The organism is Streptomyces sp. NPDC101225, from assembly GCF_044767585.1.
In the GTDB taxonomy this organism is placed as follows: Bacteria; Actinomycetota; Actinomycetes; order Streptomycetales; family Streptomycetaceae; genus Streptomyces.
Genome location: NZ_JBIWOE010000001.1, coordinates 437,737 through 450,851 on the forward strand (window position 1 = coordinate 437,737; position 13,115 = coordinate 450,851).

Genomic DNA, 13,115 nt, shown 5'->3' on the forward strand with positions numbered 1-13,115 from the left:
CTCCTGGGACGAACGAGCGTGGCGGGGCGTGCAGGGCCGGGCGGTGGGTCAGTGGTACCGGCTGGCCGACGATCCGTCAATCATGCCCAGAGGCAGGGGATTTCCCATGTCAACACGAGGATGGAGGAGTTTCGCGGCGGAGGCTGATGGGCCTGCGGGGCGTCAGCGGTGTACACCAATGGCCCCTTGTGAAAGTTTTTGCCGGAAGGTGGCTCGCGGGTCCGCGGCACACGAAAGGTCCGCGGTGCGCTCCCTCCGGGCGCACCGCGGACCTTCGTCCCCGTCAGCGAGTGCCGACCGCCGCGCGCACGGCCCGGCGGGCCAGCTGGCAGTCGTCGTGCAGCCGCCTGAGCAGCAGCCGTTGTTCCTCGCCGGACGGCGCAGCACCCGGGTGGGCCGTGCCCGGTGCCGCCGGGGTCGTGTCGTGCATCGAACGCTGCACCGCGGTCTCGTAGGTGCGGATCTCCCGCGTGAGCACCAGCATCAGGTTCACCAGGAACGCGTCGCGCGAGGCCGGGCCCGCCGACTGGGCGATCTGGCTGATCTGGCGACGGGCCACCGGCGCGTCGCCGAGCACCGCCCACAGGGTGGCCAGGTCGTAGCCGGGCAGGTACCAGCCCGCGTGCTCCCAGTCCACCAGCACTGGACCGGCCGGTGAGAGCAGGATGTTCGACAGGAGGGCGTCGCCGTGGCAGAACTGGCCCATGCCCTGACGGCCCGCCGAGTGGGCGATGCCGTGCACCAGCTTCTGCAGGTCCCCCATGTCGCGATCGGTGAGCAGGCCCAGTTCGTGGTAGCGGGAGATGCGGGCCGCGTAGTCGAGCGGGGCGTCGAAGGTGCCGGCCGGCGGCCGCCAGGCGTTCAGCCGGCAGATCGCGCCGAGGGCCACCCTGATGTCGGCCCGGGGCGGGGCCTCGGCCGGGTGCCGCTGCAGGGCCGCCACCCGTCCCGGCATGCGTTCGATGACCAGCGTGCAGTTGTCCGGGTCCGCCGCGATCAGCCTCGGCACACGCACGGGCGGGCGGTGCCGGACGAAGGAGCGGTACGCCGCTATTTCGTGGCGGATCCGCTCGGCCCACGCGGGAGATTGGTCCAGTAAACACTTCGCGACGGCCGTGCTGCGCCCGGTCGTCCCGACCAGGAGCACGGACCGGCCACTGCGGCGCAGCACCTGTACCGGAGCGAACTCCGGGCAGATCCGGTGCACCGACGCGATGGCCGTACGCAGCTGGGCGCCCTGAGGGCCGGACAAGTCGAGTCTCCCGCTGAGCGGTTGGGTGCCGGTCCCCGGCGCGCGCCGCGGCCGGCCGGTGCCGAGCGCGGGGGCCGCGGGACGGGCTCCGGGGTCGAGGTAGGGGCCGCCGCCGGCCGGGCGGGGGCGCAGCGACCGGGGCGGGGCGGACACGGAGGACGATGCTGCGTACATGGGCGAAACAGATCCCTTCGTGTGCCTGCGACGACAGTGCGCTACCCGGCCCGGCCCCTTGGGTGCACCCTGGGGAATGCCCCTCGGCAACCGGGTCGGGGTGGCGCGTTCCTACCTGACACCCGTGGACCAGTGGCACACCATCTGGCGGACCCTGGCGAACCCTGGCGAATAGTCGCCCGGCAACTTGCACCGGGCTACTGTCAACTCAGCCGAGAACCTGGGGGCTTGACGTGAGCGGACAACCCAACACCCGCCTTGCGGACCTGTTCGGCCTGGCCGGCTGGTCCAAGGGTGAACTCGCGAGGCTGGTCAACCGGCAGGCGGCGGCCATGGGCCACCCCCAGCTGTCGACCGACACCTCTCGGGTACGGCGTTGGATCGACATGGGAGAGATCCCGCGCGATCCGGTGCCGAGGGTGCTGGCGGCGCTGTTCACCGAGCGTCTCGGCCGTGTCGTGACCATCGAGGACCTCGGTCTGGTCCGGCACGGGCGTGTGGGGAAACGGCAGGACGCCGGGAGCGCTGAACATCCCGACGGTGTGCCGTGGGCGCCCGAGCGGACCGCGGCGGTCCTCACCGAATTCACGGGAATGGACCTCATGCTCAACCGACGCGGCTTGGTGGGTGCGGGCGTCGCGCTCACCGCAGGATCCGCCCTCAGCAGCGCCATGTACGAATGGCTGCACACCGATGCGACACTCTCCGCCGACGCTCCCGACTACGACCATCCCCTGCACGCCGACCCCGCTGGGTTCGACCGCTTCGAGGCCGCCCCCATCGGGTCGCAGGAGATCGAGGAACTGGAGCGCTCCGTGGAGGTGTTCCGGGCCTGGGACGCAGCCCGCGGTGGCGGGCTGCAGCGCAAGGCGGTGGTGGGCCAGCTCAACGAGGTGGGCGGCATGCTCGCCTACCGTCACCCCGACCATCTCCAGCGGCGCCTGTGGGGCGTCGCCGCCAACCTCGCCGTCCTCGCGGGCTGGATGTCGCACGACGTCGGCCTGGAACCCACGGCCCAGAAGTACTTCGTCATCGCCGCCCACGCGGCCCGGGAGGGCGGCGACCGGCCGCGTGCCGGGGAGGCGCTCTCCAGAGCGGCTCGCCAGATGGTGCACCTCGGCCGGCCCGACGACGCACTCGACCTGATGAAGCTCGCCCAGTCGGGCTCCGGCGAAGAGGTACTGCCGCGTACCAGGGCGATGCTCTACACCATCGAGGCCTGGGCGCAGGCGTCGATGGGCAAGGGCCAGGCGATGCGCCGCACCCTCGGCCGGGCGGAGGACCTCTTCGTCTCCGACAAGGGTGACGTGCCGCCGCCGAGCTGGATGCAGATGTTCAAGGAGGAGGACCTGTACGGCATGCAGGCCCTGGCCTACCGCACGCTGGCCGAGCACGAGCCGGGAGCGGCCGCGCACGCACAGCACTACGCGGAGAAGGCCCTGGCCCTGCGGGTCGACGGACGGCAGCGGTCGAAGATCTTCGACTTCCTGTCCATGGCCTCCGCCTGCTTCATCGCCGACGACCCCGAGCAGGCGGACCGGTACGCGCGCCTGGCCCTGATGTCGATGGGCACCAACTCCTCCCACCGCACCTGGGACCGGCTGCGCCAGATGTACCGGCTCACCGCGGAGTTCTCCAGCTTCCCGAAGATCCACGAGCTGCGGGAGGAGATCAAGATGGCGCTGCCCAGGCCGACGGCGAAAGGCGGCAACAGCGCACGGGTGTAGGGCGTCCGTGCCGCTGCGGGCGATTCCCGCCGGGTCGGCGTGCCGCCCGACGGCGGTTCACAGCACCCTGGCGACCAGTACGCACGCGTCGTCCTCGCGTTCGGTCCCGCCGAACTCGTTGACGACCGTCCGTACGCACTCTTGTGCGGTCCGGGCCCTGCCGAAGCGCGGAGCCAGGTCGAGGAGACGGTTCACGGTCTGTGCGACGGTGTGCCCGGGCACCAGCCCGTCGGTGTGCAGCAGAAGCAGATCGCCCGGCTCGAGGGTCTCCTCGGCCTGCTCGTACACGGCACCGGAGGTCGCGCCGAGCAGCACGCCGCCCGGTGTGCGCAGCCTGCGCCCCGTCCCGTCGCGGAACAGCAGCGGGGCGGGGTGTCCGGCCTGTGCCCAGGTCAGGGTGCGGGTCGCGGGCTGGTAGCGGCAGCAGACGGCGCTGCCGAGAGCCGGTTGCACGGTGGCGTCGAGCAGCTGGTTCAGCCAGGACATCAGCTGCCCGGGCGCCGTGCCCGCCATCGCCATGCCCCGCACCGCGCCCAGCAGCGTCGCCATGCCCGAGGCGACGGCGACACCGTGTCCGGTGAGGTCGCCGACGCTCAGCAGGGTCTGGCCGTCGGGCAGTTCGAGCGCGTCGTACCAGTCGCCGCCGATCAGGGCGCCGGCCGCGGACGGCAGACAGCGCGCCGCCAGATCGAGCGTCTCGGGTCCTTGGTGCGGGAGCCGCAGCAAGCCGCGCCACGGCGGCAGCACGGCCTCCTGCAGCTCGACCGCGAGCCGGTGCTCGGTCTGCGCGCGGTGCTGGTGGCGCTGGAGCGAGTCACGGGTCTCGCTCACCGCCTTCTGGCTGCGGCGCAGTTCGCTGACGTCGCGCAGCACGGCCCACATCGAGGAGGTGCTGCCGTCGGTGTCGAGCACGGGCTCGCCCATCATGTGCACCGCGCGCACCTCGCCGTCCGGGCGCACGATGCGGAACTCGCCGTCGATGTGCCGCGCGTCGATGAGACAGTCCGTGACCATCGCCGTCAGCATCGCGCGGTCCTCGTCGACCACCACGGACGGCAGTTCGTCGAGGCTGAGCGGGGGAGCGGCGGGGTCACGGCCCAGGATCTGGTAGAGCTCTCCGGACCAGCTCGCCTCGTCCGTCAGCAGGTTCCACTCGGCGCTGCCGACGCGGCTGAGTAAGGAGCCGGGGCGCGTGACGGCCGGCGCGGGCTTCGTCCCGTCGGCCGGCGGCGGCGGTCCCGGGCCGTCCCGCAGCTGCCCCAAGTGGGCGTCGAGGTCGGTGAGTTGGTGCAGTGCCAGATCGTAGAGCGCGCGCTGCCAGCGCTCCTGGGGGTCCGAACCGTCGCCGTGCGCGTCCCGCCGTACGGCGTCCACGTCCCCCTTGAGCCGCCGCGCCTGCGATATCAGCGCATCGACCGAGCCGCGTCCTGGCGGCTGGGCGGCTGAGCGATCCGCGGAGAGGTGGGACGGCATGAAGCACTCCGAGGCGGGGAGGGTGCGACCGGGACGGACGGAGCTGGGGACCGGTTACGACTCTTGCACAGCCCGCGACGCGCTGTAAGGGATTTGGCGACACACGACACGGTCGTGCATCCGGCATATGCCAGCGTCTTCCCGGACCGGCCGGACGGTACGCGTGTCCTGTGCCGTGACGGCGGCCGGATCGCCGGCGCTGTGACGCCACCGCCTGGGTGGCGCGGAGCGAGTGACACAGATCACACAAATGTGGAAGCGCTTCCATGTAATGCAGACGGCATCTGCGGACTCGTACCAGAACACGGCAATCCCGCCGACCCGGTGACCGCAGTGGAGACCGATCATGGACATCACCCTCGAGCAGCCCGCCCGCGGCCGTCTGATCACCGCCGACGAGCAGGAGTTTCCCGTCCCCGTCACCTTGCGGTACCTCTCCACGGACCCGCTGGCCGTGCATCTCGACTTCCCGCCCGAGGTGTCGCTGGACGGCACGGAGGTCACCTGGACCTTCGGCCGGACCCTGCTGGACGAGGGGCTGCGCGGTCCGGCGGGCGCCGGCGACGTGCACCTGTGGCCGTGCGGCGCGCAGCGCACGGTGATGGAACTCCACTCGCCCTACGGCATGGCGCTGCTCCGCTTCGACACCCCTGCCCTGCGCCGTTTCCTGCTGCGTACGTACGCGGCGGTGCCAGCCGGGCAGGAGGACATCGGCGCGTCCGTCGAGGAGGGGCTGAGCGCGCTGTTCGGCAACGTGTGAGTCAGTACCGCAGGATGCCCGCGATGCCGGAGGCGTCCCCGAGCGTGCCGTCCGGGACGAAGCGGACGTCGGCGCCCGTCTCCAGGCACTGCTCGACGATCTCGTCCACGATGTCCTCGCGGGCGTCGAGATCGCCGCTCTCGGCCGGCACCAGGTGGTCGCCGAGGACGTCGCGCACCGTCAGGCCGTAGTTCTCCTCGACCGCCAGCAGCCGCACGCGGCCTTCCCGCGCGCTGCGCCACACCTCGTCGACACCGGCCGCGAACGCCTTGTGGCCACGGGCCGACTCGAGGTCCCGGGCGACGGCGTCGGTGCCGCGGCGGGCCTCCTCGGCGAGCGTCGGCCGCAGCGCCTGCCGTACGGCGTCGGGCGTTCCGTGCGCGAGACCGCCGTGCGGGACGTGCACCGCCTCCTTGGTGATGCTGCCGATCTCGTCCAGCAGGGCCAGGGCGGCCGGCTCGCCGGTGACGTACAGCGGCCGGGGCGCCTCGCGCAGGACCATGCCCATCGCGGCGTCGGCCTCGCGCAGGAAGTGGCGGGTGTCCTCGTCGCGGAACGTGCTCGGCACGTCGCCGATCCGCTCCTTGCGCTCGGCGTCGAAGTTCTCCGGGCGCCGGGTGCGGGGGAAGCCGCCGCTGCGGTCCTCCGTGACGCGATCCGGCCCGCCGCTCCACAGAGTCACCCGGTCGGCGGAGACCGACAGCACCCAGAACGGCCGTTCCGCGGCGTGCGCGGAGACGAGGTTGCGGGTGAGGAAGGTGTCGGAGAGGACCACGCGCTCCGGGACGGTGCGGGCCAGCGACCACACCTGGTGCTCACCCGGGGCGGCGAAGATCACCAGACCGTCCTCGGCATGCGCCAGGTCCACCTCGGTCAGGGCCTGGTCGAGGTGGCGGACCACGTCCAGACGCCGCTCCCGGCTCACGGCGGGATCGGCCTCCAGCTGCTTCTTGGCCTCGGCCACCACGTTGCGCAGCCGGACCGGATCCTGGGTGTTCTCGGGCTCCCGGCGGTGGGTCGGCGTCAGCACGGACACGGCCGGATAGGCGCGCGGGCGCCGGAGCTCGGACAGGGTTGAGGGACTCAGGTCGTGCTCCATATCAGCACGATAGGACCGTTCGGCCGATCAGGCATCAGGGGCGGGCGCACCGGGCAAGAGAGACATTTCGCTGCTAGCGTCGCTCGCGTCTTCGGACGGCACCCTCCGCATCGCCGGCCACCGCGATGCCCGAACTCCGCAGGACGTCGGATGACGCAGGTCGAGAACGAAGCCCAGGCCGCACCGGCGGCCAAACTCTCCCTGCCGACCCTCACCACGATGGTGGTCGGCTCGATGGTCGGTGCCGGCGTCTTCTCCCTGCCCCGCCGGTTCGCCGAGGAGACGGGTGTCGCCGGTGCCCTCATCGCGTGGGCGGTGGCCGGCACCGGCATGCTGATGCTGGCCTTCGTCTTCCAGACGCTCGCGGTGCGCAAGCCCGACCTGAACGCCGGGGTGTACGCCTACGCCAAGGCGGGGTTCGGCGAATACCTCGGCTTCTTCTCGGCGTTCGGCTACTGGGCCAGCGCCTGCGTCGGCAATGTGACGTACTGGGTGCTCATCATGTCGACGATCGGCGCGATCGCACCCGCGCTCGGCGACGGCGACACCGTGCTCTCCGTGGTCCTCTCCTCGGCCGGGCTGTGGCTGTTCTTCTGGCTCATCAGCCGGGGCGTCAAGGAGGCCGCGGCGATCAACCGCATCGTCACGGTCGCCAAGGTCGTGCCCATCCTGGTCTTCGTCGTCCTCGCGCTCTTCTTCCTCAAACCCCATGTCTTCGCGGAGAACTTCGGCGGCGCCGACTACGCGGGCTCGCTGTTCCAGCAGGTCCGCGGCACGATGCTGGCCACCGTCTTCGTGTTCCTGGGCGTCGAGGGAGCCAGTGTCTACTCCCGGCACGCCAGGCGCCGCGAGGACGTCGGCCGCGCCACCGTCCTGGGTTTCCTCAGCGTCTTCGCCGTCTTCGCCTCGGTGACGATCGTCAGCTACGGCCTGCTGCCGATGAGCGAGATCGCCGACCTGCGCCAGCCGTCCATGGCGGGCGTCCTGGAGAGCGCCGTCGGCACCTGGGGCCAGGTCTTCGTCAGCGTCGGCCTGATCGTCTCCGTCCTCGGCGCCTACCTCGCCTGGACGCTGATGGCCGCCGAGGTGCTGTTCGTCGCGGCCAAGGACGACGACATGCCGCGCTTCCTCGGGCGTGCCACCCCGGCCGACGTGCCCGTGCCCGCGCTGGTGATGTCCACGCTGCTCAGCCAGCTCGTCCTGATCGTCACCCTGTTCTCGGACGACGCCTTCAACTTCGCGCTCGACCTCACCAGCGCACTGACCCTGATCCCGTTCCTGCTCGCCGCGGCCTTCGCCGCACGGATCGCGGCGGCCGGGGACCGGGCGGGCAGGGGCGAGCTGGTGGTGGCCGTGCTCGCCACCGTCTACACGGCCTTCCTCATCTACGCGGCCGGGTTCAAGTTCGTCCTCGTCTCCCTGATCGTCTACGCCCCCGCCACCGTCCTGTTCGTGATGGCCCGCAGGGAACAGGGCCGGCGGCTGTTCTCGCCGAACGAACTCGCCGTCCTCGCCGTCTCGGTCGCCGGCGCCGCGCTGGGTGTCGTCGCCCTGGCACTGGGCTGGATCCACCTCTGACCGCCCGCTCCCCGGAAGGACCCACCGTGACCCGTCACGATTCCCGTCCCGCGTACGGCGTGCACTCCGAGGTGGGCAGGCTGCGCAAGGTGCTGGTCTGCGCCCCCGGCCTCGCCCACCGCAGGCTCACCCCCACCAACTCCGACGACCTGCTCTTCGACGACGTCATGTGGGTGGAGAACGCCCAGCGCGACCACGCCGACTTCGTCGACAAACTGCGTGAACGCGATGTCGAGGTCGTCGAGCTGCACGAGTTGCTCGCCGAGACCATGGCGGTCCCGGGCGCCCGGGACTGGCTGCTGGACCGCAAGATCGTCGCCAACGAGGTCGGCATCGGCCTCGTCGACGCCACCCGCGCCTACCTGGACTCCCTCGAACCCGGCACGCTGGCCCGGTATCTGATCGGCGGTATGGCCACCGGAGACCTGCCGGACGAGTACCGCACCGGATACCTGGCGCTGGCCCGCGAGTCGACGGGCGTGCGCGAATACCTGATGCCGCCGCTGCCGAACACCCTGTACACCCGCGACACCACCTGCTGGCTCTACGGCGGCCTGACCCTCAACCCGCTGTACTGGCCCGCCCGCCACCACGAGACCCTGCTGATGAAGGCCGTCTACTCCTTCCACCCCGACTACACGGGCTCCACCGTGTGGTGGGGCGATCCCGAACGCGACTGGGGACAGGCGACGTTCGAGGGCGGCGACATCATGCCGGTCGGAGGCGGCGTCGTCCTGATGGGCATGAGCGAGCGGACCTCACGGCAGGCCGTCACCCAGGTCGCCAAGGCGCTGTTCGAGGCCGGAGCCGCGGAGCACGTCGTCGTCGCCGGCCTGCCGAAGCTGCGCTCGGCGATGCACCTCGACACCGTGTTCACCTTCGCCGACCGTGACCTGGTGACGCTGTACCCGTCCATCATGGACGGCGTCCGCACCTTCTCCCTGCGGCCCAGCGACAAGGCACCCGGTCTCGACATCACGGACGAGGGGTCGAGGCCCTTCGTCGACGTCGTCGCCAAGGCCCTCGGCCTGTCCGCGCTGCGGATCGTGGAGACCGGGGGCGACGTCTACGCCTCCGAGCGCCAGCAGTGGGACAGCGGCAACAACGCGGTGGCCCTGGAGCCCGGCGTCGTGGTCACCTACGACCGCAACACCCAGACGAACACGCTGCTGCGCAAGGCCGGCATCGAGGTGATCACCATCGTCGGCGCGGAGCTGGGCCGCGGCCGTGGCGGCGGGCACTGCATGACCTGCCCGATCGTGCGCGACCCCGTCAGCTTCTGAACGGAGGACCCCCGCCGCGCCGGTGCCGCACTCCCTAATCCTTCCCGACCGCGGGTTCGATCACCGCGATGTTGCCCTGCGCCACGGCGCACAGGGTCCGCGCGCCGTCGGCGCCGACGGTGGTCACGTCGCAGCGCGTGACGACACGGGTCCGGCCCGCCCGTACCACCCGGCCGTGCGCGCGCAGGACCGCGCCCTTGGCCGGGCGCAGATAGTCGATGGTGAAGCCGGACGTGATCAGCCCCGCCCCGACGACGGTCCCCGCCGCCAGCGTGAGGGTGTTGTCGGCCGCGTAGGAGAGCACCCCGCCGTGCACGAAGCCGTACTGCTGGAGCAGTTCCTCGCGGATGTCCAGTTCGAGTGTGGCCTCGCCGTCGCCGAACGCCGTCACCCGGGCGCCCAGCAGCCTGCTGAAGGGCTGCTGGCCGAGGACCTGCTGGGCCAGTTCCAGATCCATCGTCCCGCTCACGTTCCCCTCAGCTCACTTCACCAGTGAAGTGAGGGTGGCGCGCACCGGTGCCGTCTGTCAACATCGGCCCATGGCCGAGCCTGATCAGCGTCTCTTCTTCCTGCTCCAGCGGGCCGCGCACCGGCTGCGCACCACGGTCGACCGGCGCTGCCTGGCCGCCGCCGGGGTGACCACCGCCCAGCTCGGCGCGCTGTTCGCCGTGCGGGACCGGCCCGGGATCACCCAGCGGGAACTGGCCCGCACCCTCGGCCTGCGGGAGTCGGCCGTCACCGCCCTCGCCGGCCGGCTCACCGCGGCCGGCCTGCTGCTGAAGCAGGCACATCCCCGTGAACACCGCGCTGTCGTACTGGAGTTGACCGAGGCGGGCGCCGCGGCCCTGCGTGCGGCACAGCCGGAGGTGGACCGCTTCAACGCGGAGCTGCGGGACCTGCTCGGGGACGACGGGTTCGTGCGGACGGCGGGGGCGCTGCACCAGCTCGCCCACTGGGAGATGTGAGGCGCCCCGCCGTCACCGGCCGTCACTGGTCCTCCGGCTCCGGCCCGCACGAACTGCCGGTCGGCGGCAGGGTGCCGTAGAGCAGGAAGGTGTCGACCTTGCCGTGCACGCACTTGGAGGAGGCGTAACCGGTGTGCCCCTCACCCTTGTTGTCGAGCACCACGGCGGAGGAGCCGAGCCGCTTCGCGGTCTCCACGGTCCAGCGGTACGGCGTCGCCGGATCGCCCCGGGTGCCGACGAGCAGCATCTTCGGGGTGTGCACGTCCCGTACGTCCTTGCGGATGAAGTCGGTGCCCTTGGGCCGGCCGTAGCACATCAGCATTTCGGTGAGGCGGTAGCGGCCGAAGACCGGTGAGGCCTGCTCGTACTCGGCGCGCAGCGTGCCGAGTTCGCCGACGATCCGGTCGGCGCCGGGGCGGTCGGGATCGTCCGCGCAGTTGATCGCCATCAGCGCCGCCGGAAGGTTGTCGAGGGGCACGTCGTTCTCGTCGACGAGGCCGCCGTTCCTGTGCTGCCGGACGGGCAGGCCCGCACCGCCGGTCGCGAAGCCCATGACCCCGCGGGTGTCGCCGTCCTCGACGAGTTCGGCGATCGCCCGCTCCAGCGAGGGCCACAACTGCTTGCTGTAGAGCGCCTGGCTGATGGCGGCGACGAGATCCTGGCCGGTGAAGGACTGGCCGAAGTCCGTCGGCACCGGGTCCTGGTCGAGCGAGTGGACGAGGTGGACGACCTGGTCGCGGGCGTCGCGCGCGTCCTGTCCGAAGGGGCAGGCGATGTCCTCGGTGCACCAGTCCACGAAGTCGTCCAGCGCCGTCTGCTGTCCCTCCGCGGCCGCGACGCCCTGCTCGGACAGCGGTTCGGTCAGTGTGTCCACGCCGTCGAGGACGAACCGGCCGACCTTCTTGGGGAACTGGGCCGCGTAGACGGCGCCGAGCCGGGTCCCGTAGGAGAAACCGAGGTAGTTGAGCTTCTTGTCGCCCAGGGCCGCGCGGATCACGTCCATGTCGCGCGCCGAGTTCACCGTGCCGATGTGGGGCAGCACCGGCCCCGAGTGCGCGGCGCACGCGTCGGCCGCCTTCTTCAACTGCGCGAGCAGGGCCCGCGGATCGCTGGTCGGCGTGCTCCCGCCGGTCGCGGACGACGTGCCGGGGGTGCCGTCCCCGCAGCTGACCGGGGAGGACCTGCCGACGCCGCGCGGGTCGAAGGACACCACGTCGTAGTTGTTGGTCAGGCCCATGAAGTCGTCGCCGCCGGCGGCGAGTTCGCTGACGCCGGCCGCGCCGGGGCCGCCGAAGTTCAGCACCACCGAGCCGTGTTTCCCGCCCGTCGACCGGTAGCGGGCGAGAGCCAGGTCGAGGGTCCCGGCGCCGGGGCGGCCGTAGTCGAGGGGGACGGTGACCTTGCCGCACTGAAGGTCCTTCGGCATGTCCTCGCCCTGGCACGTCGACCAGCTGACCTTCTGCCGGTAGAACCGCGTCAGGTCGGGGCCGGTGCCGTCCGAGGCCGCCGCGGGCAGGCCCGCGCCCACCAGGGCCAGGGCCGTGACTCCGGTGGCGGCGCAGCGCCGGACGGCAGCGGGCCGCGTTGACAACTTGGCCAGCATGAATGCCTCCAGGGACGCCCGCCGGGGGACCGGGAGAGCAGCGCCCTCGATCACGATAAGCGGGCGTCGTGGGGCCCGCCTCCGGGCCAGCGGGAGAGCGCACGGTGTCCTACCCTGTGCACCCGTCCGTGCACGTACGGCGGTTTTGCTGCTAGTTCGATAACCGTGCCGCTCGATGGGGTGAAAGACCGATAAGCCATAACCCGGATGGTTCGCCCGCGTTTTATCCCGTGCGGGCCTCGCCCGCTTCTCCGGCGCGGGGTACGTGCCCGCGACCAAGTCTGGAAGGCAGGGAACCAATGAGAAGGGTTACCCGAAACGGTGTGATCGCCGTCGCCGCCGCCTCCGGCGCGATGGCCCTGGCAGCTCCGGTGAGCTCCGCCTTCGCGGCCGACGGGGCGTCCGCCGACGGTGCCGCCGCCGATTCGCCCGGCGTGCTCTCGGGCAACACCGTCCAGCTGCCGGTGCACGTCCCGGTGAACGTGTGCGGGAACACCGTGAACGTCGTGGGGCTCCTCAACCCGGCCGCCGGCAACAGCTGCACGAACGCGGGCCCGGGCGGCGAGCAGGCGGCGGACGGTTCCGCGGCGGGCGGCAGCACGGCCCAGAGCGGCGCAGAGGATTCACCGGGCGTGGTCTCGGGCAACACCGTCGAGCTGCCGGTGCACCTCCCGCTGAACGTCAGCGGGAACACCGCGAACGTGGTCGGCGTGGGCAACGCGGCCACGGGCAACCGCGCCACCAACACCTCGGGTCCCCACTGCACCGAGCCGGCGCCGGAACCGACCACCCCGGCCAGGACGCATCCGCGGCCGGTCCCCGCCCGGCACGCCGCCCCTCCGCGGGCCGAGGCCTCCCTCGCGCACACCGGCAGCGACCAGGCGCTGCCCGCCGCCGCGGCGAGTGCCGCCCTGATCGTCGGCGGGGTGGTCCTCCACCGGGGCGTCAGGCGGCGGGCCGCGCGCTGACCGCACGCCGTACGCCGAGCCGGACGGAAGGCCCTGCCGGGTGACCGGCGGGGCCTTCCGCCGTCGCCACGGCGGGAGCGGCGCGAGGGGAGTGCGCGCACGGGAGAGCCGGCGCGGATACGCGCCCGGCTGTGGTGCGCCCGGCTGTGGTGCGCCCGGCTGTGGTGCGCCCGGCTGTGGTGCGCCCGGCTGTGGTGCGCCCGGCTGTGGTGCGCCCGGCTGTGGTGCGCCCG

Annotated in this window: 11 protein-coding genes; 6 read left to right on the top strand and 5 right to left on the bottom strand. The window is 71.9% G+C overall.

Features of this window, described 5'->3' with window-relative positions:
- Positions 1-283: 283 nt before the first annotated feature.
- Entirely contained in the window at positions 284-1,426 is a 1,143-nt protein-coding gene (locus ACIRPX_RS02030; protein WP_404187334.1) for an aminoglycoside phosphotransferase family protein, read from the bottom strand.
- A gap of 233 nt (positions 1,427-1,659) precedes the next feature.
- Between ACIRPX_RS02030 and ACIRPX_RS02035 the strand changes: the two genes are divergently transcribed.
- Positions 1,660-3,153 (top strand): hypothetical protein, encoded by a 1,494-nt coding sequence (locus ACIRPX_RS02035; RefSeq protein ID WP_404187335.1) that lies wholly within the window; start codon positions 1,660-1,662, stop codon positions 3,151-3,153.
- A 57-nt stretch (positions 3,154-3,210) separates the two neighbouring features.
- Here the strand turns inward: ACIRPX_RS02035 and ACIRPX_RS02040 are convergent, their stop codons facing one another.
- Complete coding sequence (locus ACIRPX_RS02040) at positions 3,211-4,626, bottom strand: PP2C family protein-serine/threonine phosphatase (RefSeq protein ID WP_404187336.1); 1,416 nt, start codon at positions 4,624-4,626, stop codon at positions 3,211-3,213.
- Between the two features lie 346 nt (positions 4,627-4,972).
- On the opposite strand from ACIRPX_RS02040, the gene ACIRPX_RS02045 reads away from it, so the two are divergent.
- Positions 4,973-5,386 carry an SsgA family sporulation/cell division regulator gene (locus ACIRPX_RS02045; RefSeq protein ID WP_404187337.1) on the top strand — a complete coding sequence of 138 codons (414 nt, stop codon included), beginning with the start codon at positions 4,973-4,975 and terminating at the stop codon, positions 5,384-5,386.
- 1 nt (position 5,387) lies between these two features.
- On the opposite strand, the gene ACIRPX_RS02050 is transcribed toward ACIRPX_RS02045, so the two are convergent.
- Complete coding sequence (locus ACIRPX_RS02050; RefSeq protein ID WP_404187338.1) at positions 5,388-6,485, bottom strand: chemotaxis protein; 1,098 nt, start codon at positions 6,483-6,485, stop codon at positions 5,388-5,390.
- 150 nt (positions 6,486-6,635) lie between these two features.
- On the opposite strand from ACIRPX_RS02050, the gene ACIRPX_RS02055 reads away from it, so the two are divergent.
- Positions 6,636-8,063 carry a basic amino acid/polyamine antiporter gene (locus ACIRPX_RS02055; RefSeq protein ID WP_404187339.1) on the top strand — a complete coding sequence of 476 codons (1,428 nt, stop codon included), beginning with the start codon at positions 6,636-6,638 and terminating at the stop codon, positions 8,061-8,063.
- Positions 8,064-8,089: 26 nt separating this feature from the next.
- Positions 8,090-9,346 (top strand): arginine deiminase, encoded by a 1,257-nt coding sequence (locus tag ACIRPX_RS02060; RefSeq protein ID WP_404187340.1) that lies wholly within the window; start codon positions 8,090-8,092, stop codon positions 9,344-9,346.
- Between the two features lie 34 nt (positions 9,347-9,380).
- On the opposite strand, the gene ACIRPX_RS02065 is transcribed toward ACIRPX_RS02060, so the two are convergent.
- On the bottom strand, positions 9,381-9,803 hold the full coding sequence (locus ACIRPX_RS02065) for a PaaI family thioesterase (protein WP_404187496.1): 423 nt from the start codon (positions 9,801-9,803) through the stop codon (positions 9,381-9,383).
- Positions 9,804-9,885: 82 nt separating this feature from the next.
- Here ACIRPX_RS02065 and ACIRPX_RS02070 point away from each other — a divergent pair, with 82 nt between their 5' ends.
- Complete coding sequence (locus ACIRPX_RS02070; RefSeq protein ID WP_404187341.1) at positions 9,886-10,311, top strand: MarR family winged helix-turn-helix transcriptional regulator; 426 nt, start codon at positions 9,886-9,888, stop codon at positions 10,309-10,311.
- Between the two features lie 22 nt (positions 10,312-10,333).
- Here the strand turns inward: ACIRPX_RS02070 and ACIRPX_RS02075 are convergent, their stop codons facing one another.
- Positions 10,334-11,914: an alpha/beta hydrolase gene (locus tag ACIRPX_RS02075; protein ID WP_404187342.1), complete on the bottom strand. Its 1,581-nt coding sequence runs from the start codon at positions 11,912-11,914 to the stop codon at positions 10,334-10,336.
- Positions 11,915-12,213: 299 nt separating this feature from the next.
- Between ACIRPX_RS02075 and ACIRPX_RS02080 the strand changes: the two genes are divergently transcribed.
- Entirely contained in the window at positions 12,214-12,882 is a 669-nt protein-coding gene (locus ACIRPX_RS02080) for a chaplin (protein ID WP_404187343.1), read from the top strand.
- Positions 12,883-13,115 lie beyond the last annotated feature (233 nt).